The sequence below is a fragment of the Massilia suwonensis genome (assembly GCF_042655665.1).
Taxonomy (GTDB): Bacteria; Pseudomonadota; Gammaproteobacteria; order Burkholderiales; family Burkholderiaceae_D; genus Telluria; species Telluria suwonensis.
The window spans coordinates 446341-470027 of the sequence record NZ_JBHSMR010000008.1; the positions used below are offsets into that span (position 1 = coordinate 446341).

Below are 23687 nucleotides of genomic sequence, written 5' to 3' on the forward strand. Positions count from 1 at the left end.
TCCGCTTAGAGCTGGGCCGTGATGGTGGCGCTGATTGCGTTTTCCGTGTAGTCGGCGCTGTTGAAACCACGTTCGCCGCGCGTGTGGCGCAGTTCGACCACGCCGGACACCTTGCGGCCGAAGCGCTGCGTCAGGTTCAGGCGCAGGGTCTGCTGGTCGCGCTCGAGGTTGGTGTTCAGGGATTGGGAGCGCGTCGCCGTCAGCGAGGCCGTGGCGCTGGTGCGCGCGTTCATTTTGTAGCTGTAGGCGGCGCTGGCGCCGACCTGGCGTACGTTGTCGTTCAGCCCGAACAGCTGGTTGCCCAGCAGTTCGCTGTCGACCTCGCCCGAGGACAGCGCGATGCGCTGGTCGGCGAACAGCGTCAGCACCGCGCCGTGCTGGCGCATGTTGTAAGCAGCCGAGGCTTGCGCCAGCTTCTGGCGGAAGTAGCGGTTGGTCAGGAAGTTGATCTGCTCGCCGGTGACTTCCGGCAGGCCGGCCAGCCGGATGTAGTCCTCGACCGCCTGGCGCCGCGCGATCGGATCGGGATAGGTCAGCGCGAACAGGCTGTCGAGCAGCGAGGCGGTGTCGATTTCCTGGCCTTGCGTGAACTGCTGGCGCGTGCTCGTCACCGAATCGGAATAGCTGGCGCGCCAGGCCGTGTGGCGGCTGCGGTGCGTGGCCAGCAGCGAGCCGGTGTTGCCGAGGAAGTGGCGGCCGGCCGAGGCCTGGACGGCGGTGCGCGCGGTCGGGTTCCAGGCAAAGCCGGCCGACCAGCTGGCGCCGGAGGTGCGGCCGCCGAAGTCGCCATAGTCGTAGACGTCGTAGCCGCCGGTGACGGTCAGGTTCAGGGTGCGGTGCAGGCGGTAGCTCAGGGCGGCCAGGGCATTCTCCGACGAGGATTTGCCGTAGCGCTCCATGTCGACGTCCTGGCGCGTGTAGCGCAGGTTCCAGCCGATGTCGCGCCAGGCGCGGCCGCTGTTCAGGTTCAGGGCGATGCCGTCGGACTCGCTCTTGCCGAAACGGGTATCGTCGGCTTCCACGCTGTCGTGGGTGTAGCGGACGGTCGCCGCGGCGAAGTTGCCGAAGCGCCGGACCAGGTAGGGGCTGATGCTCCAGTTGGCCAGCTGGGTGCGGTTCTCGCTGGTGTAGCGGTTGGTGCCGGTGTCGTCCGGGCCGAAGGCCGAGATGGCGCGGCTGCCGCCGTTCGCCTGCGCATCGACGTACATGAAGTCGTCGATGACCTTGAGGGTGCCGGAGGCGTCGTACTGCGAATTGTTGCGGCGCGCATTGGTCGGCCGGCCTTCGCTGTAGTGGAACAGCGTCGTGCGCGCGTTGGCGGTGAACTGCAGGCGCGAATTGCGGCCGTCCACGCGCAGCTCGGGCGTCAGCTCGGTGATGAACTGGCCGCGCTTGTTGGCGTCGCTGGCCAGGGTCGGGTTGTCGCTATAGGTCTCGGTCAGCGAGACCGACGGGGTGACGCGCCACTGGGCCTGGGCCGGCAGCGCCACCAGCAGCGCGGCCGCCAGCGGCGCCAGGCGCGGCATGCGGGCAGCGATGCAGGGAATGCGCGTTGGGAATCGTTTAGCCGTAGTGATAGTCATACGTCTCTTCGATCCCCGGGATGTCCCGCGCCTTGTTGTAGATGAGATTGACGTTGCTGCAGCCTTCGAGCTGGCGCAGCGCTTCCTTGACAGCGTGCTGGGTCGTGCCTTGCGCTTCGACCACCATCACGATCTGGCCCATGTGGCTGGCCAGTACGCTCGCTTCGCTGGTCAGCAGCAGTGGCGGCGAATCGAAGATGATGACACGGTCCGGATAGCGGTGCGCGATCTCGTTGACCAGGTTGCTCATGGTCGAACTGGCCAGCAGTTCGGTTGCGCGCGGCGTGCTGGTGCCGGCCGGCAGGATGCTCAGGGTGTCGACGTTCGTGCGCAGCATCACGTCCGACAGGTCGAGCTTGTCGTCGATCAGGATGTCCATCAGGCCGCGCTGGGCCGGCAGGCCGAGCGTGCGCAGCACCGACGGACGGGCGACGTCGGCATCGACCAGCAGCACGGTGTGGTCGAGTTCCATGGCGATGCTCATGGCCAGGTTGATCGCGCAATAGGTTTTACCCTCGCCCGGCAGCGAACTGGTGATCATGATCAGGTTGTTCGGGCGGCCCGGCGCGCCCTCGCTGAAGGCGCGCTTGAGCAGCGGGCGCTTGATGACGCGGAAGTCTTCCAGCAGGCTGGTACGGCCGCTGGCGGCGGTGACCATGCCGGCGTCGCGCATGCGTGCCAGGTCGAGATCGACCTTGCGCACGCCCGGCTTCGGGGCCGTCTTGCGCGGCGTGGCGCCTGGGGCTTCAACATGCGGCGTCGCGACATGCGGCGTCGCGATGTGCGAGGTGTCGGCGCGCGCTGCCGGCGCGGCGGCCGGCGTCGGCTGGACGACCGGCGGCGCCACTGGCGCAACTGGCGCGGCCGCAGCGTGTGCCGCGGGGGCTTCGGCTACCGGCGCCGCGCCTTGCGTTTCGAGGACGACGCTCTGGCCGTCGTGTTCGACGACCACGGGGGCCGGCGCCGCTGCGCGGCTATGGTCAATGCGGCTGGCCGCTTTTTCGATAATGCTCACGTTCGCTCCTAATATTGTCCGTTACGGCGCTCAGGCGCTGGCGCGCGCCAGCATCGTGGCCACGCCGACGCCGTAGGCGCCGATCAGCAGCAGTATCGCGGCGCCCACGCCGGCCAGGCGGCGCTTGCGCATGGCTTTCTGGCCGTCGGTCCAGTGCATGTTGATCGATCCCAGCACCGGCACGCCAGTCACTTCACGCAGCGCGGCGTGGCTGAGGAAGGTCGGGCGCACCTGGCTCATCAGGAATGCGCCGATCAGGCCGGCCACCAGGGCCAGGAAGAACACGCCGGAGAACAGCGCCAGGCGGTTCGGACCGCTCGGCTTGGTGGCGGCGATCGGCGGCTCGACCACGCGGAAGGTCAGCATGTCGGTGGCGGAGGACAGGTCACCGGACAGCTTGGCCTGCTCGCGGCGCTGCAGCAGCTGCTGGTAGTTATCGCGGTTGACCGTGTAGTCGCGGTTCAGCTGCACCAGCTGGGCCTCGACTTCCGGCGCCGTGACGCTCTGGCTGCGCAGCGTGGTCACACGCGCCTGGTATTCGCCGACGCGGGCACGCAGGGCGGCGACGCGCGATTCGGCGTCCGACAGCGAGATGCTCAGCTGCTGCATCATCGGGCTGGCGGCAACGCCCGGATCCGGACGGCCCTTCTTCATCTCTTCCTTCTTCTGCGCCTGCAGCTGGCCGATCAGGCGGCGGGTGGCGATGATGTCCGGGTGCTCTTCGGTATATTGCAGGCGCAGGTTGTCCAGGTTCTTCTGGGCGGCCGCGATGCGCGCTTCGAGTTCCGGATCGACCATGCCGGCGCCTTCCTGGCCGCCGCCACCGCCGCTCATGCGGCGGCGGATCGCGTTGCGCGACTGCTCGGCTTCGGCCAGCTCCAGGCGTGCCTGGCTGAGCGACTCGTTGGCGGCCGCGACGCGCGCGCTCCAGTCGCCGCCTTCGCGCGGCAGCAGGCCCATGTTCTTGATCTTGAATTCCTTCAGGGCGTTCTCGGCTGCGGCCAGCTTCTCTTCGTAGCTCTTGATCTGGTCGTCGATGAACTGGACAGCTTTGTCCGAATCCTGCTTCTTGCCGCCGAAGCTGCCTTCCACGAAGATCGTCAGCAGCGACTGGACCACGTCCTTGCCCAGCTTCGGATCGGTCGAGCTGTAGCTGATCGTGTAGATGTCGTCGCGCTCGGTGCCGGCGATCTTGATCTTCGAGGTCAGCTCTTCGATCATCTTTTCCTTCTGGGCGCTGCTGGCCGCCTTGACGTCGAGGTCGGTATCGCGCATCACGCGTTCGACGTTCGGGCGGCTGATCAGGGTCTGGCGCATGAACATCACCTGCTGGTCGAGGTTCGGCAGGGTGGTCATGCCCGACAGCAGCGGTTTCAGGATGCTCTGGGTATCGACGTAGACGCGGGCCGAGGTTTCGTACTGGTTCGGCAACCGCAGCACGATTGCCCAGCCGATCAGCGCCACCAGCCAGGCGATGGTCACTGCATGCCAACGGTACTTGCCGAGGGCCTTGAGGAAATTCAGAATTTGGGCTTGTATTTCTGCCATCTCAGTCTCGCCATGTCCGCCCGGCGCGGGGCCGGGCACAAATAATCACAAAAGAACACGCATCATCGCTTGTAGTTTGTGCAATTGCAATTGCGTGCTGGAAAATTGTGCTAATAAAAGGCGCTTCTTAGCACCCGTTACAACACAAATTCCATGCTGCAATGCTGAATTTCCCTATCCGACCTTCTCATCGGCGTTATTATTGCCAACCGACAAGCAACTGCTGGGAAAAATGTTGCATTTCATCAAGAATGAGGTGAGGAGCACATCGTCGTCATCGGAACCGTGACGGCGGCTTTACTTAACATCAAGCTGTTGTATTGTAATGTTTAATTTGCAAAAGGGCCTGCACGATTGATTCCTATTCGAAATAATGAATGTAAGCTCGCCAAGTCTGCAGGACGGCGCCGCATGCTGGCTGTCTGTACGGCCCTGGCGGCCTGCTTGACGAGCTTGCCGGCGGCCGCCGACAAGCTGGCGCAGACCATCGCCGCCGTCAAACCGTCGATCGTCGGGGTCGGCAGTTTCCTCAAGACGCGCAGCCCCTCGGTCGTGTTCTCGGGCACCGGTTTCGCCGTCGGCGACGGCCTGAGCATCATCACGAATGCGCACGTCGTACCGACTAACCTGGATGCCGGCAAGATGGAGCAGCTCGGCATCGTGGTGGGCGCCGGCCAGGACTTCCGCTTCCGTCCGGCGCGCCTGCAGGCGCTCGACCGCGCGCACGACCTGGCCCACCTGCGCCTGGAGGGCGGCCCGCCGCTGCCGGTGCTGACGCTGGGCGATTCGCGTACTGCCGTCGAAGGGCAGGCGCTGGCATTGACGGGTTTCCCGCTCGGGATGGTGCTCGGCCTGAACCACGTGACCCACCGCGCCACGCTGTCGGCGATCACGCCGATCGTGATGCCTTCGCTCAGTTCGCGCCGCCTCGACGCGCGCGCCATCACCCAGCTGCAGCGCGATCCCCTGCACATCTTCCAGCTCGACGGCACGGCCTACCCGGGCAACAGCGGCAGCCCGGTCTATGATGTCGAAAGCGGCGCCGTGCTCGGCGTGATCAATATGGTGTTCGTCAAGGGGCTGAAGGAATCGGCGATCACCAGTCCCAGCGGCATCAGCTATGCGATCCCGTCGCGCTACGTCCAGGAACTGTTGCAGCAGAAGTGAAAAGAAAACATTTCAATCGTGCACACCTTTCGTAGAAGCACGATTGCGATACAATCTGGCGGAGTTTGCTAGCTAAACAACAATTTTTAATTTGGTAACAACAGCCTGGCGCTGCCGGTGGCTGCTGTCGTGAAGGGGAATGACGTGAGCAAGATCGTGAAGAATCTGTCGAAACTGGCCTTGGCAAGCGCCTGCGCCCTGGCCGTGTCCGGCTGCGCACTGTGGAACAAGCCGGCTGCGCCCTCGGCGGCAGCGATGGCGGGGGCCGCGCCGGCCGACTACCTGATCGGCCCGGGCGACGCTGTCAACATCATCGTCTGGCGCAATCCGGAAGTGTCGATGTCGGTGCCGGTGCGTCCGGACGGCAAGATCACGACTCCGCTGGTGGAAGACCTGCCGGCGGCCGGCAAGACCTCGACCGAACTGGCGCGCGACATCGAAAAGGCGCTGGCCAAGTTCATCCAGCAGCCGGTAGTCACCGTCGTCGTCACCGGCTTCGTCGGCAACTACGGCGAGCAGATCCGCGTGATCGGCCAGGCCGCCAAGCCGCAGGCGCTGGCTTACCGCCGCGACATGTCGCTGATGGACGTGCTGATCGCCGTCGGCGGCGTCACCGAATTCGCTTCCGGCAACCGCGCCAGCATCATCCGCATGGTCGACGGCAAGCAGGAAAAGCTGAACGTGCGCCTCGACGACCTGATCAAGGACGGCGACATTTCGGCCAACATGCCGATGCGTCCGGGCGACATCCTGGTGATCCCGGAAAGCTTCTTCTAAGCAGATTGACTGTCGGGTTTTCTTACAACGGCGCCTGTGGGCGCCGTTGCCGTTTGCGGTAAAACCCGCGCTTACCGAGCTAAGTAGTTGATTCAATGTTGCATTTAGTCAACGTATCATGCTCTGGTCCGTATCTTGCTTACTGTAGGAAATATCCCCGTGCCTACATGTGTGTGGCATACTCTCAAGCACTCAGGAACCGTGTTTATGGACGATCAACAAAACAATTCCCCCATGTCGCCTGACACGCAGGCGACGCCGCAAGCGCCGCTGGACGCAAAAGGTGTGGCACGGCGGCGTTTTGCCCGTGCCAGTGCCGGCGCCACCGGTGTGATCCTGACGCTGCACAGCCAGCCCGGCATGGCCACCTTCAGCAAGACGATGTGCAAGTCGCCGTCCGGCTACATGTCGATGAAGCCGGGCGCCAGCGCGCGGCCCCAGGTGTCCTGCAGCTACAACCGTTCGCACGGCTACTGGAAGACCCACGAGAACAAGTGGGAATCGTTGGCGGGTATGTCCTCGAAAACCAAGTTCAGCACCTTCTTCCGCTGCACCGGGAACTATATCGGCCTGGCCAACGTGACGATGATGCAGGTGATCGATCCTACGCAAGCCATCAAGAGGATCGACCGCAACAACGTGGCGATGCAGTGCGTGGCTGCCCTGTTGAACGCGCGCGCGGCGCGCTCCGCCGGCTTGCCGACGGTGCTGCCGGCCGACGAGGTCCTCGAGATCTGGAACCAGTTCGTCACGCGCGGCTATTACGTGCCGGTCAAGGGTGCGACGCCCTGGAGCGGCGCGGTCATCGCTGCCTATCTCGAGAGCACCTTCCGCTAGGCCGTTTCGCTGCGCAGCATGACAAGTGTCCCGATCTGGCGCCTGGCCCCAGGCCAGCGCCTGCAGTACCGTTGCTGGGATGGCGAATGCGTGCTGTACAACGACCTGTCGGGCGATACCCATCTGCTCGACGAATTCGCCGTCGCCCTGCTCGAACAACTCAAAACGGAACCGCAGGCTGCCGCGCAGCTGGCCGCCGCCTTCGAGCTCGACGCGCAGGAAGAAGACGCCTTGCTGCAGACCGTGCTGGACGATCTCGCCGCCCTGTTCCTGGTCGACCTCCTGCCATGCTGACCGTTGCCGCACTCGGCCAGCCTGAGCTGAGCGCGCGCCTGCGCGGTCCCGGCCTGCGTTTGCGCACCGGCCCCTTCATTTCCTGCATCCGCAGCAGCGTGCCGGCGCTGGGCCCCGCCCTGGAACGCATGTATGGCGACTATCCGGTGCTGGACAACGACATCCCCGCCGACTTCGACGTGCTGCTGCGCCGTCCGCGCGGCTTGCGGCGCTTGGTCAAGCCGCAAGTCTTCTTTCACTACGACGGCATGGAACCTTTCCAGCCGCTGCCGCTGGCCCAGCTCTACCCGATGTTCGAATGGGCGATGAACTGGTGCGTTTCGAGCCATGCGCATTCCTGGCTGGTGATCCACGCCGCGGTGGTCGAAAAGGAGGGGAAGGCCGTGATCCTGCCGGCGCCGCCCGGTTCCGGCAAAAGCACCCTGTGCGCGGCCCTGGTCGCGCGCGGCTGGCGCCTGCTGTCCGACGAGCTGACCCTGGTGCGCCTGGATGACGGCCGCATCGATCCGGTGCCGCGCCCGGTCAGCCTGAAGAATGCCTCGATCGACGTGATCCGCGCCTGGGCGCCGCAGGCGCATCTGTCTGCGCCGGTGGCCGACACGATGAAGGGGACTGTCGCGCACATGCGCCCGCCCCGCGAGAGTGTCGTGCGCGCGGACGAGCCGGCCAGCCCGGCCTGGATCGTGTTCCCGCAATGGCGCGCGGGGGCCAGCGCCGAACTGGTGCCGGTGCCGCAGGCGCGCGCCCACCTGCGCGTGGCCGAGAACGCCTTTAATTACAGCCTGCTCGGCGCCGCCGGTTTTACGACGGCGGCGCGCCTGGTCGACGCCACCCGCACCTTCGATTTCAGCTACGGCGCGCTGGACGACGCCATGGCCGTGTTCGAGCGCCTGCTGGCAGAGCGCCGATGACCGGCTTGCCCTTGCTGACCCGGGTATTGCGCGACCCGTCTGCCATGGCACGCCTTGGCGCGCCGGAATGGGAGCTGCTGCTGCGCCAGGCGGTAGCGGCGGATTTGGGCGCCACGCTGGCCCTGCTGGCGCAGGAACACGGCCTGCTGCAGGCGCTGCCGCCACGGGTGCAGCGCCGCCTGGACTGGGAGTGCAGGGGCTGGCAGCGCCACGGACAGGCCGTGCGCTTCGAATTGCGCCAGGTACAGCATGCGCTGCGCACGACCGGGCTGCCGCTGATTCTATTAAAGGGGACGGCATATGTCGCCGCCGGGCTGCCGGCGGCGGCAGGGCGCCTGTTTAACGATGTCGACATCCTGGTGCCGAAGGACCGCCTGAACGAGGTCGAAGGCCTCCTGATGGCGCACGGCTGGGCCTCCAGCCACCACGACGCCTACGACCAGCGCTATTACCGCGAGTGGATGCATGAATTGCCGCCGATGCAGCACATGCGCCGCGGCACCGCGATCGACGTGCACCACGCGATCCTGCCGGAAACGGCGCGCGTGCGTCCGGATCCGGCCCTGCTGCGCGCCGGCGCCCGGGCGCTGCCCGGTCAACCTGGGCTCCATGTACTGGCGCCCTGCGACATGGTGCTGCACAGCGCGACGCACCTGTTTTCCGAGGGCGAGTACGACCATGGACTGCGCGACCTGTTCGACCTGCATCGCCTGCTCTGCCATTTCGGCGCCGAGGAGCCGGGATTCTGGACGGCGCTGGCGCAGCGCGCGCGCGAACTGGAGCTGAGCCGGCCACTGTTTTATGCATTGCGTTACTGCATGCGAGTGCTCGGCACCCCGGTGCCGGTCGCAACCGTGGCGGCGGCCGAAGGGGGGCGCCCGAACCTTGCCTTGCTGGCGCTGATGGATGCTCTGTTCCTGCGCGCCTTGCGCCCGATGCACCCGAGCTGTGCCGGCACGCTGACACCCGTGTCGGACGGTATGTTGTTTATTCGCGGAAATTGGTTGCGCATGCCACCGCTGATGTTATCGAGGCATCTGTTCAGGAAAGCTTTTTTGACCTCTGGAAATGTTAAATCCGATCAAGTTTGAGTTCCGAAAAGTATTATAATTCTTATAAGAAATTTTTGTGAAATAATCCTGTCGGCATACTTTACACATGAGTTCAAAGTGCTCTAAGGAAATAACTTAAGTCATTGATTTCAAAACATTTCTATGCGCTGGCACAGCGCTTGCTTATAGTCGAGTGTGTTTGCCCAACCATCAACTTAAGCGAGGAATGGAATTATGAAATTTATGAAGAAACTGGCATGCGCCGCAGCTGTTGCAATGTCCCTGGCCGGTGGCGCGAATGCTGCTACCGTCCTGAACGACTGGGTGTTCAACCCGACCGGCGGCGGCTTCGCCACTGGCCAGAAAATCAATGAATACCTGGACGTGAACGGCAACGCTTTCATCCAGATCAACCCAACCGGCGGCACCAGCTTCTCGTTCAGCGAACATGCTGTGTTCAACATCGTCCAGGCTGACAGCAAGGGCGCCCTGTTCCCAGTGAACTACCCAGGCGGCAACATCACCGCAACTTTCGAAGCGACCGGTACCGGTAACTTCAGCGGCGCCTTCTCGTTCTCGGGCGGCACCATCCGCATGTACCAGAACTCGACCAACAACCAGTACGCTACCACCGAAGGCATCTACGGCGCCAACCTGGGCAACCAGATCGCCGAGTTCACCGTGATGGCAGGCGGCGGCGGCCTGGTCGATGCAAGCGGCTCGCCAACCAACAACGGTCAAGTCACCGTGTTCGCGAAAGCCGAAGCCGGCTCGCTGGATTCGGGCTACTTCTTCCGTGAAAACGGCCAGGATCTGTCGACCGAGTCGATCATGGCCTTCGCCTTCACCAACGCCAACACCGTCGCCAACCCAGACGGAACCCTGGTGTCGGAAGTTGCTTGCGAATACGCCGGCTTCACCGGCCCAGGCTGCAACGGCGGTACCTATGCCAACACCCCAGGCTACTTCTTCGTCAGCAACAACGGTCAGTTCAAGCTGGCTGAAGTGCCAGAGCCAGGTTCGCTGGCCCTGTTCGGCATCGCCATGCTGGGCGCTGGCGTCGTGAGCCGCAAGCGCGCCAAGAAGGCCTAATCAGCCTCTGCGCATTAAGTAGCAAGAGAGAGCGGGCAAGCCCGCTCTTTCCCGTTGCAGAACGGAATACGCGAGTTGCTTGGGCAAGCGCTGCGATAACAACAACAAGATTGACCAGTAGGGAAATGAAAGCAAAAACGGCGTCGACCCTTGGGGCGACGCCGTTTTTTTATGCAGGAACGAAACGGCTCAGCGCTTCATCAGCTCTGCCACCGGGCGGCGTACCGAGCGCGCAGTCGGTGCCGGGCCATAGCCGAGCCGGCCCATGTAGACCGGGAACAGGCTGTCGTTGAAGATCAGGGCCTCGGTTTCGCGCTGCAGATCGCGCGCCGCGCCTTCGAGTTTCGGCTGCTTCGTAAAACGCGTGCCTTCGCGCGCGTACTTCGAGAAGATCAGCGGCGTCATCTCCGGCTGCATGTACAGGCCGAGCGTGGTCATGGTCAGCCAGAAGCGCTGCAGCGCGCGGCCGGCGGCGACATAGTCGTCGATCGATTGCGGCGCGCGCTTTGCCTTCAGGACGAAGTGGGCGGCGCAGGCCATGCCCGGCGCCAGATCCATCTGCAGGCGCGGCGCCCAGGTACCCATCAGGGTGTTGACGGTGTTCATGCGGCGCCAGCTGACCATCGCCCATTTCATCAGGTGCAGGGTCATGGCGTCGACGCCGAGCGCGCCGGCCGGCACTTTGTCCGGACTGTGCGTGCGGTTTTCCCAGTCGATGATGCTGCGGTGGGTCTCGAAGGCTTCCGGCATCGTCAGGCGCAGCCGCGCATTGTTGAACATCAGCTTGGCCGCCTGCCATTTCTGGGCGCGGCTTTCCAGCCAGCTCAATTCGTAGTCCGGAGCGACGGTCGCCGCCAGCAGGCGCTTGTGTTCGGCGCTGAGCGGCGTCGTCTTCATCGGCCGGCGCTGCACGCTGCGCTTGTCGATGACCTCGATCAGGGGGCTGCGCACGATGGAGGAATCCTGCACGAAGCGGACGTCGAATACGGGGTGGGTGTCGCGGCCTTCCGGGCGGCGGCTGATGTCGGCGCGCAGGCCGTGGCCGCTGGCGGCGATGGCGATCGTTTCCAGCAGGGTGCCGAAGGCGATCTGGCTCGGGTGACCGTCGAGGTCGTAGACGCAATGGTCGCGCGTGTCGTAGGCGTGCACGACCAGGTGATCCGGCGCCGCAATCTCGAAGCGCCAGGTTTGCATGTTGTCGCCGCTGGGCGCCCAGCGCGCCAGGTCGAGGATCCGTTCGATCGTGTTGTTGGTCATGCTGCTGCTCATGCTGCTGCTCCCGCGGCCGCCAGGTCCTTGGCCAGCTGCTTCTTGCCGATCTTGATCATCAGGCGGTGCAGGGGATTCTTGTTGCCGCCCGGACGCCAGGTGCGTACCAGCTTGTTGCGGTAGGCGTCGAACTGGATGCCCCAGGGCGCCGCCAGTACGCGGCCGCGGCCCAGCAGAATTTTCAAGGCTTCGGTGCCCATCACGCCGGCGCACAGCTGGCAGGCCATGATGGTCGAGGGGCCGCGGCGCTCGACGAAGTTCACCGCTTCCGGCACCACCAGATACGGACGGTGCAGGCCGGCCGGCGCCAGGCCGACCACGAAGTGGACGGCCTTGTCCGTTTCCGGCAAGTCTCCCCATTGAAAATATTCTTCGAAGGTCATCTGGCCCGGCAGGAAGTTCAGCAGCGCCGCTCCCATGCCCAGCGGCGCCACGGTGCTGGCGGGAATGCCGAGCCGCGCGCACAGCGCGAAGGTCTTCTGGCGGATGTCGAAGGCGAAGAAGTCGAGCGCATCGACATACATGTCGGTGCCTTCCAGGAAGGCGTTCAAATTGGCGTCGCTGATGCCCTGCTCGAACATCTCGACTTCGCATTCCGGATTGATGTCGAGCAGCATGCGGCGGATCACGTCCACCTTCGGCTGGCCCAGGGTCGAGACCATGGCGCCGACTTGCCGGTTGAAGTTGGGGACGTCGAAGGTGTCGAAGTCGGCAATGCGAAATTTCGTTACGCCCAGACGCGCCAGGGTCAGCGCATGCACGCCGCCGACCCCGCCGCCGCCCGCGATCGCCACCCGCTTGGTGCGCAGCCGCGCCTGCTCCTCGCGCGTTACCCAGCCGATGTTTCGGGAAAAAGCCTGCTCATAGCGGAAAGGATTGGTGGTCATGTGCGGAAACGGTAGACGAAAAAATAAAAACGGGGAGGGGAATGAAGGCCGGGATGACGAAAAACAGGCAGCGCCATGGCGGCGCTTCCTCGATCAAACAGCGGGAATGACAGGGCGGATTACGCCGCCTGGTGTTCGTCGATGCGGCGCAGGCGATTGATAATACCCTGCTCTTCACGCGGGGAGAAGAAATACGGATAGAACGAACGTTCCGTCGCAGCTTCGCTGAAGGTACCGCCATGCTTTTGAATCTGCTCGGTGACATACGCCAGTTCGATACGCAGCAGATAAGCCGGCGCGTTTACGCGCGGATTGTCCTTCAAATCGCCTTCGCGCTTGAATCCCAGCATATGCTCGTAAAAGCGGCGGTGGCGCGGATTGACTTCGATGACGATATCGGTGCAGTCGTGGATATCGCGGGCGTAAATGACGGCCAGGTGAAACAGATTGGCGAGCGAGGTTTTCGAGCGCACCGTCGGGTCGAAGGCGAGCTTGGTGAATTCACAGAGCTTGGCCCCGCGCGCACGGTGCACGTCGAGTTCTTCCTTGAAGATCTGGTCGGCCATCAGGCCAATGGGCGAATCGATACCGAGCGTCAGGGTGCCTACCACTTCGCCTTTGTCGGTGGCGGTGAGGGTGATGCGATTGGGATCGTCGCTGAACTGGTGCGTGCCAGCATAGCCGCGCCAAGCATACATCTTGTTGACCAGCATGCTGGCCGAATTGCGTCCTTTTGCCGTATCGGTAAGCCGGATTCCATATGAATCTTGGTTCACGATAACATCCTCTAGTTCTGAGTTCGTTATATTATCGCGATCCTCTGACACATGAGCGTTCAATAGAAATTCCTCGGTACGCTCGTCCAGCTCCTGTACCTCATCGGGATTCGTCATCTCAGGATACCTCGGGTTTTGAAGCACCGCCGCAAGGGCGGCGCTTTCTTTTTGACGCCTTACCGCGCCTCGCCGCAGGGGCGAAAAGCGCGGTGCTATTGGTTTTTATTTAGCTGAAATAGTAGACCGTTACAAGGCTTTTAGCAACGAACGGGCTTCCTCCTGCTGGGCGAACGGCTGGTTTTGTGCGAGCAGGCTCTCGAGTTCCTTGCGCGCGCCGGCTTTGTCGCCCGATTTATTCAATGCCACCGCCAGGTGATAGCGCACTTCCGGCAAAGCCGGCGCACCCGCCGCCGCTTTTTGCAGCAGCGGCAGCCCGCGCTGGGTATTACCTTGCTCGACCAGCATCCAGCCCAGCGTGTCCATGACCGAGGCATTGTCGCCAGCGATCTTGAACGCCTGTTCGGCCGTCGCCAGCGCGCGCGGATCCCTGGTTTGCTGGTAGGCGTAGGCCAGGTTGTTCAGCGCCACGCCATTCTCGGGGGCGCGCTTGACGATGTCTTCCAGCAGCGCCGCGGCAGGCTTGTATTCCTTCGCCGCCAGGTGCGATTCGGCCAGGTACATCGCCACTTGCAGGTCTTCCGGATGCGCCTTCGCATATTGCTGCACGCGCTGGCGCGCTTCGGCTTCCTTGCCCGACTGGCGCAGGGCCTGGGCGCTGCGCAGCAGGACCGCACCCGACTTGGTGATGGCGTAGGCCTTGTCATAGGCGACCGCGGCCAGCGCCGGCTTCTTCTGCTGCTGCTGCAGATCGCCTTCCATCAGGAAACCGACCGGCGAGCCCGGGACATCCTGCTGCAGCTGGCGGACCATCGCCAGGGCTTCGTCGCTGCGGCCGCGGCGCATCGCCACGCTGACCTGGGCGACGCGGGCCTGCAGCAGGTTCGGCTGCAGGGCGGTGGCGCGCTTGAGCGACTCGGCGGCGCCGGCGTCGTTTTTGAGTTTGCCTTGCGCGTCCGCCAGGCGCATCTGCGCCAGCGCCGATTTCGGCACGATGTTGACCAGCTTGCTATAGCTGTCGAGCGCGCCCTGGGCGTCGTCGTTGGCCAGCTGCGCCTGGCCGAGCAGGTCCATCAGCTCGGGATTCGACGGGTTCGCGGCCTGGAATTTACGGGCCAGCGTCAGCGCCTTCTTTTCCTGCTTGGTGGCGAGGTAGTGGTTGCCCAGCTTGAGCACCGGCGCGATCGCATCCGGATTCTCGGCCTGCGCTTTTTCCAGCCAGGTGGTGGCTTCCTCGGGACGCTTGTCCAGTATCGCCAGTTCGGCCAGCGCGCCCATGGCGCCGAAGTTCTTCTTGTCCTTTTCCAGGATCGCTTCGAAGCGCTTGCGGGCGGCGTCCGGCTTCTTCTCGATCACGTCGAGCTTGGCCAGGTTGGCGGCGGCCGGGAAGAAGGTCGGTTTCACCTGCAAGGCTTTTTCGAACGCGCCGCGCGCGCCCGGGACGTCGCCCTTGGCCAGCAGCACGGTCGCCTTCAGGTTGTAGGTTTGCGGATCGTCCGGCTTCAGGGTCTCGAGCTTGGCGGCGGCAGCCAGCGCCTTGTCGAAGTGCTTCAGCTTGATTTCGGCTTGGGTCAGCGCCGTCAGTGCGCGGTCCGACTTCGGATCGAGCTCGGTGGCGCGTTCCAGGTCGGCGATGCCCTTGGCGGTATCGCCTTGCTGCAGGCGCGACATGCCGAGCGAGGTGCGCAGCACGGCCACGTCCGGCGCCAGCTGGACCGCTTTTTCGAGGTAGGACGTCGCCTTGGCGAAGTTTCCCGCCTGCATATAGGACTCGCCGGCCAGCGCCAGCAGCTGCGGATCCTTGGTCTCGCCCAGGGCCGGCGCCAGGGTGGCGGCGGCGTCGTTCGGCTGCTGGCTCTTGAGCATCGCCTGCGCCATCAGCTTGCGCGCGTAAACGTTGTTCGGCTCGACTTCCAGGTATTTACGCAGGTGCATCTGCGCCTGCTCGGGCGAGTCGAGATTCAGGTCGACGGCGCCGGCCAGCAGCACGCTCGGCAGGTGATTCGGGGCGCTTTTCAGGATGCGCTGCAGCGACTCGCGCGCTTCCTTGTTCTTGCCCTCGCTGTAGTCGAGCAGGGCCTGGCCATAGGTGACCAGCAGGCTGCCCGGCGCGGCCTTCTGGGCGGCCTCGATCTCGGTACGCGCGGCGGTATACTTTTTCTGGTTGATGAGGATGTAGGCCTTTTCCAGATTCGCGTTGCGGTCGTGCGGACGCAGGGCGAGGACCTTGTCGTAGGCGGCGAGCGCCTCGTCGGGCTTGTCCAGGCCGCGCAGCACGCCGCCCTGGAACATCCAGACTTCCGGATTCTTGCCGTCCTTGGCGATGGCCTCGGCGCCGTAGCGCTGGGCTGCCGGGACGTCGTTCTTGACCAGGGCGTGGCGCGCCAGGCCGGTGAGGGCGGCGCCGCTGGCCGGATCGACGGCCAGCGCGGCTTCGAAGGCCGCCTTGGCGCCGTCGGCGTCGCCGCTGGCGAGCAGGGCTTCGCCGCGCATCGCGCTCAGGGGCGCCGACTTGGCGGCCAGTTCCGGCTTGAGCGCCTCCAGCGCTTCCTTGGCCTTGCCCTGGGCCAGCAGGGCTTGCGCCAGCAGCGGCAGGCTGCGTTCGGGTGCCTGGCCCAGGCTGGCGGCCTTGCGCAATTCCTTCTCGGCCGACACGGCGTCGCCCGAGTCCAGGTACAGGTTACCGAGCTGGAGACGCGCCTCGGCGTCTTCCGGGCTCTTTGCCACCGCATTCTTCAGCTGGATCAGGGCCGCCTTCTGGTCGCCCTTCTGTTGGTATTGCTTGGCTTCGGCCAGCAGGCTCGCAGTCGACTGGTCACGGTTGCAAGCGCTCAAGCCGCCAAGCAGGAGCGCACCGGAAACAACTGCGGTGGTGAATTTCATCTTGTTACGGGACATGGCTTCCTCAAGTTGGACATGCTGATGCCGCCCGGGGTATCACGGACGACAAGTTTCCTAGTCAACAATAATACCTCAAGGAACAGATTAATTACCGCACAATCAGCCCACCGTTGTAGGCAAGCGATTTCCTATTGGTACTAAGTGCCGATCCGGGCTGGCGTGGCGGGTCGGACGCCCGCCTGTGCGCCCGATTGTGCGCCTTTGCCGGGCTCGATGCCAGAGGTTGCTTGCGGATCAGCCCTCGTCGCCCTTGCGCAGGCGGCTGAGGAGGGCGTCGACGTCCTCGCCGACGGGCAGGCCGTGGCGGCGCAGCAACTGGACATGCAGGACCAGGTTCTCGAGCACCAGCTTGGCCGAGACGGCGAGCAGGGTCATCAGGCGGTCTTCGGTGCTGAAGTTTTCCATCGCGCCGGCCATTTCGCACAGGTGGTTCGCCACCAGCGCGCGCAGATCGTCTTCCGGGAAGGGCAAATCAGCGAAATCGATCGGGTCTTCCTGCTCGACTTCGCGCATCAGGGCGGCAAGATCTTCCGGCTTGATCGGCATGCGGAACTCCATGGATGGGTCGTGCAGCCATTGTAGGCAAAAAAAAGGGAGCGGCAAGCCGCTCCCAAGGTCTGACGGGAAACTAAACGCTTACTTGATCAGAAGCGGTACAGCAGCGAAGCCTCGACGGCGCGGCCGAAGATCGGACGGGCATTGATCGGACCGCTGGCCTGGGCGCCGGTCAGGCGCGAGTTGCCTTCGGTGAGGCCGAGCTCGTCGGTGAGATTGGTGGCCGACACGCGCACTTCCCACTTGTCGCCGATGCTGAACAGGGCGCCGAGGTCGAGCGTCTTGTACGAGGGCAGGTAGGAGCGGTTTTCCTGGTCGGCCCAGCGGTCGCCGATGTAGGTGTAGGTGCCGTACAGTTTCAGGTTGTTGTCGCCCAGCGGGATGCGGTAGCTCGGCGAGAAGCGGAACTGCAGGTTCGGCTGGCGCTGCACTTCGTTGCCGGCAATGGTCGGATTATCCTTGTATTCCGACTTCTGGTAGTCGCCCGACAGGCTCAATTGCAGGTTCTTGATCGGACGCAGCGCCAGTTCGAACTCGACGCCGTGGCCGCGCGAGCCGCTCACCGAATACAGCACGTTGCCGTTGGCCAGCAGCTGCTGGAAGGAGATGCCCGAGAAGTCGGTGAAGAACGCATTGATGTAGGCGCTGTACAGCGAGTTCGCGGTCTTGAAGCCGGCTTCGTACTGGGTCACCTTCGGCGTCGGGATGCGGTTGCGGTCGTTCAGTACGGCCTGACTGCCGGCGTTGCGCATGTCGTCGAAGTAGATGAAGGTGTGGCCCGTGTTGGCGCGCACGAACACGCTCGAGTCGCGGGTCAGCTTGTAGATACCGCCGGCGGTGAACGAGCTGGCGCTGTCGTCACGCTCCAGAGGGCTGAAGCTGCTGGTCGCCATCGAGGTGCTGTTGTTGTACACGGTCAGCGGATTGTTGTCGGTGTCGCCCGTAGCGAGACCCGAGATCGAGGCCTTCAGGCTCTGCTTTTCGCGGCGGAAGCCGGCATCGACACGCAGCGCATCGCTGATCTTCCACTCGTCGGCGATGAACAGGGCCAGGTTGTGGCCTTTATAGCGGGCTTGCGGCGCATAGTTGACCGGGCCGTCGACGCCGTTGCGCGACACCACGGTGCCGTTGGTGAGGCCGACGTCGATCAGGCGCGCGTTCGGCGTTGCCGTCATCAGGTGGCTGTTACCCAGGTACCACTCGTCGTCCGACTTGTAGTTGGCATAGTAGCCGCCGGCGGTCAGGGTGTGGCCAGGGAAGACTTCGCGGCTGACGCGCAGTTCATCGGTGAACGAGGTCAGTTTCTTTTCGACCGACCAGAGGCCGGCCTGCACCACTTGCTGGTTCGGATCGACGGCGCCGCCGCCATTCACGTAGGTGATGCTGCCCGAGGTAGCGGCTGCGGTGGGGTTGTAGCTGGCGTTGGCGGCGGCCAGGTAGGCGGCGGCCGTCAGCGGGTTGTTACCGGTGAACATGGCGATCGTGTTCAGGTCGCCGTCGAAATAATTCGCCTTGTTCGACACGTCCCAGCCGGCGACTTTCTGTTCATAGTTGACGCCCCAGACGGCGGCCTTCATGCCGCGGCCGTCGGCCAGGTCGCGCTCCAGGGTTTTACCGGGTGCGGCGTCGAGCGTGAAGTGGCGCAGCTCGTTGCTCATCAGGGTGCCGGTGAGCGGATCGAAGCCAGGGAATTCGGTGATGGTGCGGCCTTCGTTGCTCGAAATGAGCGGCACGCCCGTATAAAAGGCGTTCTTTTCGTCGGTGGCGCGCACGTAGGCGGTGATTTCGCCGCCGTCGAGCTTGCGGGTGATGGTCGCGGTCAGCTGGCCGCCGTCGTCGGCCGGGAACTGCGCATCGCGCACGCCGTCGGTCTTGCGGTAGAAGCCGCCGATGGTGCCGTACCAGCCTTCGGCGAGTTTACCGCCCAGGAAGACGTCGCCGCGGCGCAGGTTGCCGGTGCCGGTGGTCAGGCGGATCGTGCGCTCAGGCACGTCATCGCCCTTTTTCAGGATGAAGTTCATGGTCGCGCCCGGCTGGCCGACCGAATAGATCGTGCTCGGGCCGCCGCGCAGCACTTCGACGCGCTCGATGGTGTCGTCCAGGCGGAAGGCCGAGGTGCCTTCAAAAAAGGACAGCACCGGCACCGGATAGACCGGGTTGCCGTTCAGCTGGACCGAGACGAAGGGCGAATCGGAGCCCGACGGGAAGCCGCGCACCTCGACGTTGGCGCCCGACTGGCCGCCGGTCGCTTCCGCATACACGCCCGGCACCAGTTTCAGGACATCGGCGGTGCTGCTCGGCGAGGCCGACTTCAGCTGCTCTTCGGTGGCGGTGGTGATGGAGAAGGCGGTGTCGATCTTGCGCGTGCCGGAGGCCGAGGCGGTACCGGTGACGACGACCTGCTGGATTTCCTGGGTTACGGTGGCGTTGGTGCCCTCTTGTGGGGCGGCCTGGCCGGCGGCCTGGGCCTGGCCGACCAGGGTCAGCACGGCCAGGGCGACCGTGGACAAGGCGAACTGCTTGGATTGCTTCATGGAGTTGCTCTCTTTTTTATGGTTCAAAATCCGTCTCCTGGACATGCGGGCCTAGCGGCCGTTGAACGCGTCCCAGTGCTTGATCTGGTGCTTTGCTGATGCATTTTTTTGGTGCATTGGCGGGCTTGAATGGTGCAAGACGCCTGTCAATGCTGTCATTGAAGCAAGGAATGATATCGATGTCAATAAAATTGTTATCGATGTCATTTCGGGCTACACTGGGCTGTAAATCTGTCATAATTTGCCGCAGAGTTGTTTATCCTTCACCAGTACATGGCAACCAACAAAAACATCAAGCGCAGCAGCGAAGCCGGCATGACGATGGAAGACTTGGCCGCATTGGCCGGCGTATCCACGATCACGGTGTCGCGCGCCTTGCGCAACAGCCCGCTCGTGACGGAAAAGACGCGCGACAAGGTGCGCCGCATCGCCGAAGAGCAGGGCTACCGCCTGAACATCAGTGCGCGCAACCTGCGCATGGGCCGCAGCATGTCGGTGGCCGTGGTGGTGGAGATGACGCCGGTAAAAGGGCGGCCGATGTCGGACCCGTATCCGCTGGCCCTGCTGGGCGGGATCACCGAAGAATTGACCAGCGCCGGCTACACGGTCGTGCTGACTTCGCGCCAGCTGCTCGACAGCGCGCCGGTGCGCGGCGCCGACGGCATGATCCTGCTGGGACAGGGCTCGCATGGCGAAGCGGTGAAAGTGCTGCAAAACGCCGGCCTGCCGCTGGTGGTGTGGGGCGCGCTCGACGCCAACGATTCGTACGTGGTGGTCGGCAGCGACAACCACGCCGGCGGCGCCAGCGCCGCGGCACGCTTCGTCGAGCAGCGCCGGCGCAAACTGGTGTTCCTGGGCGACGTCGACCACGCCGAAGTGCAGGCGCGCTGCGCCGGCTTCATCGAGGGCGTGCGCGGCAAGGGCAACGTCCACATCGTGCGCCCGAAGGCGTTCACCTTCGAAGCCGGTTTCGACAGCATGACGACGCTGCTGAAGAAAAAGGGTAACGGCGCGGTGGACGGCGTGTTCGCCGCCAGCGATCTATTGGCCATGGGCGCGATCCGGGCCCTGGCCGAACATGGCCTGCGCGTGCCGGACGAGGTCTCGGTGATCGGCTACGACGACACGCCCGGCGCCGCCAGCTTCGTGCCGCCGCTGACCAGCGTGCACCAGGATCTGCGGGACGGCGGCGTCCTGCTGGGCCGCAAGATGCTGGCACTGCTGAACGACGAGCCGGTGGCTTCGGAAACCCTGCCGACGAGGCTCATCGTGCGCCAGACCTGAGTTTTACCTATTTCACGATTTTTCACCCACCGCCAGGCGTGCGCCGTCTGGTGCTGGCCCCTGTTTTGCCCTGATTTGACCGACACCATCGCTTCGAGGATTCGCCGTGCAGCCTTCAACCAGCCCCCTGTCTACTCTCCCGCTCGATCCGTGGTGCATCCGCGAGACCGCTTTCGACACCGCATCGCACTTCCTGCGCGAGACCCTGTTCGCGCTCGGTAACGGCTACATCGGCCTGCGCGGCACCGGGGAAGAGGGCTATACCGGCCCGGCCGGCACCTCGCTCGACGGTACCTACCTGAACGGTTTTTACGAGTCCGAGCCGATCGTGTATCCGGAGTCGGCATTCGCGCTGGCGAAAACCAATCAGTTCATGCTGAACGTGCCGAACGCGAAAGGCATCGCCATCGAGATCGACGGCGCGCGCTTCGATCCCTTGACCGGCACCCTGGGCCGCTACGAGCGCGAGCTCGACCTGCGCACCGGCGTGCTGGTGCGCTCGCTCGAATGGACCGCGCCGGGCGGCAAGCGTATCGCGCTGCGCAGCCGGCGCGTGGTCTCGTTCGCGAATAAACACCTGTTCGCGATCGAGGTCGAACTCACGCCGCTGAATTTCTCGGGCCGCATCACGCTGCGCTCCTTCGTCGACGGCGCCGTGAAAAACCAGGAAGCGGGCGACGATCCGCGCGTCGGCTCGGCGGTGTCGGGCCCGGCCCTGCAGACGGTGGCGGTGGAGCAGGACGGCGCCTTCTCGGCGCTGGTGCAGCGTACCCACAACAGCGGTTTTACCCTGGTCAGCGCGATCCGCAGCGTGGTCGAGGGCGTCGATGCCGACGCCTGGCAGGAGGGACAACGCGCAGGCCAGACCTTCGTGTGCACGGCCGTCGAGGGGCAGCCGCTGCGCCTGACCAAGTATGGCAGCTACCACTCCTCGCGCGACTATCCGGAAGGAGAACTGTTGGCGCGGGCGCAGGAAACCTTGACCGACGCGCAGGCGGCCGGCTTCGAGGCCCTGTGCGCCTCGCAAGCCGCCTTCCTCGCCGATTTCTGGGCCGGCGCCGACGTCGAGATTCTTGGCGACGACGCGCTCCAGCAAGGCATCCGTTTCAATGAATACCACCTGCTGCAATCGGTCGGCCGCGACGGCCGCACCAACATCGCAGCGAAGGGCGTGACCGGGGAGGGCTACGAAGGCCACTACTTCTGGGACACCGAGATCTACATCTTCCCCTTCTTCCTGTATTCGAAGCCGGAGATCGCACGCAAGCTGCTGGAGTACCGCTACGCGGGTTTGCCGCAGGCGCGCGAGCGCGCGCGCCAGATGTCGCATGCGAAGGGCGCCTTGTACCCGTGGCGCACGATCGCCGGCGGCGAGTGCTCGGCCTATTTTCCGGCCGGGACCGCGCAGTACCACATCAACGCCGACATCGCCTATTCGATCAAGTCGTATTACGAGGCCACCGGCGACCTCGATTACATGGCGCAGGCGGGCCTGGAGATCGTGCTGGAAACGGCGCGCATCTGGATCGGCATCGGCAGCGATGACCGCGAAGGGCGCTTCTGCATCAACGAAGTGACGGGCCCGGACGAATACACGGCCCTGGTCAACAACAATTACTATACGAATGCGATGGCGCGCATGCACCTGCGCTTCGCCGCCGACATGGCCGACCAGCTGGCGCGCGAGCGCGCCGGCGACTTCGCGCGCGTGGCCGCTGCGACCGGCGTGACGAGTGAAGAAATCGCCGTGTGGCGCGACGCCGCCGCGCGCATGCACCTGCCCTATGACGGCAAGCTCGGCATCCACGAGCAGGACGACAGCTTCCTCTCGAAGAAGGTGTGGGACTTCGCGAACACGCCGAAAGAGAACTATCCGCTGCTGCTGAACTACCACCCGATGGTGATCTACCGCCACCAGGTCTGCAAGCAGGCCGACGTGGTGCTGGCGCTGCTGCTGCTGTCGAACGAATTCACGCTGGAAGACAAGCGCCGCGACTTCGATTACTACGAAGCCGTGACGACCCACGATTCCTCGCTGTCGTCCTGCATCTTCAGCATCATCGCCTCGGAAGTCGGCTACCACGACAAGGCCTACGACTACTTCATGGAGACGGCGCGCCTCGACCTCGACGACACCCATGGCAATACCCACTACGGCGTGCACACGGCGGCCATGGCCGGCACCTGGATGGGCGTGGCCTACGGTTTTGCGGGCATGCGCGTCTCCGACGGCGCGCTGCGCTTCGCGCCGACCCTGCCGCGCAAGTGGCAGCACTACCAGTTCAAGATCCAGCTGCGCGGCGCCCAGCTGCAGGTGCGCGTGAGCGGTCAAGTAGCCGAGTACACGCTGCTGGCGGGCGACGCACTCGACTTTACCCACTTCGGCCAGGAGGTAGCGTTGACGCGCAGCGCGCCTGCGGCCCGCATCTCGATGGAGGCACAGGCATGAGCGGATTCAAAGCGGTTATCTTCGATCTCGACGGCGTCATCACCGACACCGCCCACTATCACTACCTGGCCTGGAAGGCGCTGGCCGAATCGGAAGGCGTGCATTTCGATCACGCCTTCAACGAGAACCTGAAAGGCGTGGACCGCATGGGGTCCCTGAACCTGATTCTCGCAGGTTCGCCGAAGTCGTACACGATGGAGGAAAAACTGGCGCTGGCGGACCGCAAGAACCGCCAGTACGTCGAGCTGATCGCCACCATGAGCGCGGCCGACCTGCTGCCGGGCGCGCTCGATGCGTTGGCCGCGGTGCGCGCGGCGGGCCTGAAAATCGGTCTGGCCTCGGTCAGCAAGAACGCGTTCACGGTGCTGGACCGCCTCGGCATCCGCGACCGTTTCGATTACGTGGTCGATGCGGCCCTGATCGCCAACAGCAAGCCGCATCCGGAGATCTTCCTGAATGCCGCAGCAAGCCTGGGCGTGGCGCCTGAAGACTGCCTGGGTGTGGAAGACGCGGTGGCGGGCGTGGCCTCGATCAAGTCGGCCGGGATGTATGCGCTCGGGATCGGCAGTCCGGAGGTGCTGACCCAGGCCGACCGGGTGATCCCGAGCCTGAGCGAATTCCGCCTCGAAGACTACTGAC

Annotated in this window: 19 protein-coding genes; 10 read left to right on the forward strand and 9 right to left on the reverse strand. The window is 64.3% G+C overall.

The features are described 5' to 3' along the window. Positions 1-5: 5 nt before the first annotated feature. The 3 genes from ACFPQ5_RS05535 to ACFPQ5_RS05545 are packed head-to-tail and all read right to left on the reverse strand — an operon-like array spanning position 6 to position 4146. Positions 6-1583 carry a TIGR03016 family PEP-CTERM system-associated outer membrane protein gene (locus tag ACFPQ5_RS05535; protein WP_379752275.1) on the reverse strand — a complete coding sequence of 526 codons (1578 nt, stop codon included), beginning with the start codon at positions 1581-1583 and terminating at the stop codon, positions 6-8. Next, positions 1564-2598 carry an XrtA-associated tyrosine autokinase gene (locus ACFPQ5_RS05540; RefSeq protein WP_379752276.1) on the reverse strand — a complete coding sequence of 345 codons (1035 nt, stop codon included), beginning with the start codon at positions 2596-2598 and terminating at the stop codon, positions 1564-1566. Before ACFPQ5_RS05540 ends, ACFPQ5_RS05535 begins: the two co-directional genes overlap by 20 nt. 30 nt (positions 2599-2628) lie before the next feature. Beyond that, entirely contained in the window at positions 2629-4146 is a 1518-nt protein-coding gene (locus ACFPQ5_RS05545; protein WP_379752277.1) for an XrtA system polysaccharide chain length determinant, read from the reverse strand. A 411-nt stretch (positions 4147-4557) separates the two neighbouring features. Between ACFPQ5_RS05545 and ACFPQ5_RS05550 the strand changes: the two genes are divergently transcribed. The 7 genes from ACFPQ5_RS05550 (at position 4558) to pepA (ending at position 10276) form a co-directional block, all read left to right on the forward strand. Next, positions 4558-5313 carry a S1 family peptidase gene (locus tag ACFPQ5_RS05550; protein WP_379752278.1) on the forward strand — a complete coding sequence of 252 codons (756 nt, stop codon included), beginning with the start codon at positions 4558-4560 and terminating at the stop codon, positions 5311-5313. Between the two features lie 144 nt (positions 5314-5457). Continuing rightward, positions 5458-6090 (forward strand): XrtA/PEP-CTERM system exopolysaccharide export protein, encoded by a 633-nt coding sequence (locus tag ACFPQ5_RS05555; protein WP_379752279.1) that lies wholly within the window; start codon positions 5458-5460, stop codon positions 6088-6090. Between the two features lie 207 nt (positions 6091-6297). Continuing rightward, complete coding sequence (locus tag ACFPQ5_RS05560) at positions 6298-6927, forward strand: hypothetical protein (protein ID WP_379752280.1); 630 nt, start codon at positions 6298-6300, stop codon at positions 6925-6927. Between the two features lie 18 nt (positions 6928-6945). Next, positions 6946-7221, forward strand: a complete 276-nt coding sequence (locus ACFPQ5_RS05565; RefSeq protein ID WP_379752281.1) for an HPr-rel-A system PqqD family peptide chaperone — start codon at positions 6946-6948, stop codon at positions 7219-7221. Continuing rightward, on the forward strand, positions 7215-8132 hold the full coding sequence (locus tag ACFPQ5_RS05570) for an HprK-related kinase A (protein WP_379752282.1): 918 nt from the start codon (positions 7215-7217) through the stop codon (positions 8130-8132). Before ACFPQ5_RS05565 ends, ACFPQ5_RS05570 begins: the two co-directional genes overlap by 7 nt. Further along, on the forward strand, positions 8129-9223 hold the full coding sequence (locus ACFPQ5_RS05575) for a nucleotidyltransferase domain-containing protein (RefSeq protein ID WP_379752283.1): 1095 nt from the start codon (positions 8129-8131) through the stop codon (positions 9221-9223). The genes ACFPQ5_RS05570 and ACFPQ5_RS05575 overlap by 4 nt, the downstream gene beginning before the upstream one ends. A gap of 204 nt (positions 9224-9427) precedes the next feature. Further along, on the forward strand, positions 9428-10276 hold the full coding sequence (gene pepA, locus ACFPQ5_RS05580; RefSeq protein ID WP_379752284.1) for a flocculation-associated PEP-CTERM protein PepA: 849 nt from the start codon (positions 9428-9430) through the stop codon (positions 10274-10276). Between the two features lie 189 nt (positions 10277-10465). Here pepA and ACFPQ5_RS05585 read toward each other — a convergent pair whose 3' ends face one another. From ACFPQ5_RS05585 to ACFPQ5_RS05610, 6 genes are all read right to left on the reverse strand, one after another. Then, positions 10466-11545 (reverse strand): nitroreductase family protein, encoded by a 1080-nt coding sequence (locus ACFPQ5_RS05585; RefSeq protein ID WP_379752285.1) that lies wholly within the window; start codon positions 11543-11545, stop codon positions 10466-10468. After that, entirely contained in the window at positions 11542-12432 is an 891-nt protein-coding gene (locus ACFPQ5_RS05590; protein WP_379752286.1) for a ThiF family adenylyltransferase, read from the reverse strand. Before ACFPQ5_RS05590 ends, ACFPQ5_RS05585 begins: the two co-directional genes overlap by 4 nt. Before the next feature lie 119 nt (positions 12433-12551). Beyond that, positions 12552-13325 carry an N-acyl amino acid synthase FeeM domain-containing protein gene (locus tag ACFPQ5_RS05595; protein ID WP_379752287.1) on the reverse strand — a complete coding sequence of 258 codons (774 nt, stop codon included), beginning with the start codon at positions 13323-13325 and terminating at the stop codon, positions 12552-12554. A 129-nt stretch (positions 13326-13454) separates the two neighbouring features. After that, positions 13455-16223 carry an XrtA/PEP-CTERM system TPR-repeat protein PrsT gene (prsT, locus tag ACFPQ5_RS05600; RefSeq protein ID WP_379752288.1) on the reverse strand — a complete coding sequence of 923 codons (2769 nt, stop codon included), beginning with the start codon at positions 16221-16223 and terminating at the stop codon, positions 13455-13457. A gap of 237 nt (positions 16224-16460) precedes the next feature. After that, the gene (locus ACFPQ5_RS05605; RefSeq protein ID WP_379752289.1) at positions 16461-16772 is read right to left on the reverse strand and encodes a hypothetical protein; all 312 of its coding nucleotides are present in this window, start codon (positions 16770-16772) and stop codon (positions 16461-16463) included. 98 nt (positions 16773-16870) lie between these two features. Further along, entirely contained in the window at positions 16871-19315 is a 2445-nt protein-coding gene (locus ACFPQ5_RS05610; RefSeq protein ID WP_379752290.1) for a TonB-dependent receptor, read from the reverse strand. Positions 19316-19588: 273 nt separating this feature from the next. Between ACFPQ5_RS05610 and ACFPQ5_RS05615 the strand changes: the two genes are divergently transcribed. The 3 genes from ACFPQ5_RS05615 to pgmB all read left to right on the forward strand — a co-directional run bounded on the left by ACFPQ5_RS05615 (position 19589) and on the right by pgmB (position 23686). Then, entirely contained in the window at positions 19589-20599 is a 1011-nt protein-coding gene (locus ACFPQ5_RS05615; protein WP_379752291.1) for a LacI family DNA-binding transcriptional regulator, read from the forward strand. A 106-nt stretch (positions 20600-20705) separates the two neighbouring features. Continuing rightward, the gene (locus ACFPQ5_RS05620) at positions 20706-23048 is read left to right on the forward strand and encodes a glycoside hydrolase family 65 protein (RefSeq protein ID WP_379752292.1); all 2343 of its coding nucleotides are present in this window, start codon (positions 20706-20708) and stop codon (positions 23046-23048) included. Further along, positions 23045-23686, forward strand: a complete 642-nt coding sequence (pgmB, locus tag ACFPQ5_RS05625; RefSeq protein WP_379752293.1) for a beta-phosphoglucomutase — start codon at positions 23045-23047, stop codon at positions 23684-23686. Before ACFPQ5_RS05620 ends, pgmB begins: the two co-directional genes overlap by 4 nt. The last annotated feature ends 1 nt before the right edge of the window (position 23687 follow it).

What these genes read in the sequence shown, in the direction of transcription:
- ACFPQ5_RS05535 (WP_379752275.1), bottom strand. Translation starts at nt 1,583, where the DNA reads ATGACTATCACTACGGCTAAACGATTCCCAACGCGCATTCCCTGCATC.
- ACFPQ5_RS05545 (WP_379752277.1), bottom strand. Translation starts at nt 4,146, where the DNA reads ATGGCAGAAATACAAGCCCAAATTCTGAATTTCCTCAAGGCCCTCGGC.
- ACFPQ5_RS05550 (WP_379752278.1), top strand. Translation starts at nt 4,558, where the DNA reads ATGCTGGCTGTCTGTACGGCCCTGGCGGCCTGCTTGACGAGCTTGCCG.
- ACFPQ5_RS05560 (WP_379752280.1), top strand. Translation starts at nt 6,298, where the DNA reads ATGGACGATCAACAAAACAATTCCCCCATGTCGCCTGACACGCAGGCG.
- ACFPQ5_RS05565 (WP_379752281.1), top strand. Translation starts at nt 6,946, where the DNA reads ATGACAAGTGTCCCGATCTGGCGCCTGGCCCCAGGCCAGCGCCTGCAG.
- ACFPQ5_RS05570 (WP_379752282.1), top strand. Translation starts at nt 7,215, where the DNA reads ATGCTGACCGTTGCCGCACTCGGCCAGCCTGAGCTGAGCGCGCGCCTG.
- ACFPQ5_RS05575 (WP_379752283.1), top strand. Translation starts at nt 8,129, where the DNA reads ATGACCGGCTTGCCCTTGCTGACCCGGGTATTGCGCGACCCGTCTGCC.
- pepA (WP_379752284.1), top strand. Translation starts at nt 9,428, where the DNA reads ATGAAGAAACTGGCATGCGCCGCAGCTGTTGCAATGTCCCTGGCCGGT.
- ACFPQ5_RS05585 (WP_379752285.1), bottom strand. Translation starts at nt 11,545, where the DNA reads ATGAGCAGCAGCATGACCAACAACACGATCGAACGGATCCTCGACCTG.
- ACFPQ5_RS05590 (WP_379752286.1), bottom strand. Translation starts at nt 12,432, where the DNA reads ATGACCACCAATCCTTTCCGCTATGAGCAGGCTTTTTCCCGAAACATC.
- ACFPQ5_RS05595 (WP_379752287.1), bottom strand. Translation starts at nt 13,325, where the DNA reads ATGACGAATCCCGATGAGGTACAGGAGCTGGACGAGCGTACCGAGGAA.
- prsT (WP_379752288.1), bottom strand. Translation starts at nt 16,223, where the DNA reads ATGTCCCGTAACAAGATGAAATTCACCACCGCAGTTGTTTCCGGTGCG.
- ACFPQ5_RS05605 (WP_379752289.1), bottom strand. Translation starts at nt 16,772, where the DNA reads ATGCCGATCAAGCCGGAAGATCTTGCCGCCCTGATGCGCGAAGTCGAG.
- ACFPQ5_RS05610 (WP_379752290.1), bottom strand. Translation starts at nt 19,315, where the DNA reads ATGAAGCAATCCAAGCAGTTCGCCTTGTCCACGGTCGCCCTGGCCGTG.
- ACFPQ5_RS05615 (WP_379752291.1), top strand. Translation starts at nt 19,589, where the DNA reads ATGGCAACCAACAAAAACATCAAGCGCAGCAGCGAAGCCGGCATGACG.
- pgmB (WP_379752293.1), top strand. Translation starts at nt 23,045, where the DNA reads ATGAGCGGATTCAAAGCGGTTATCTTCGATCTCGACGGCGTCATCACC.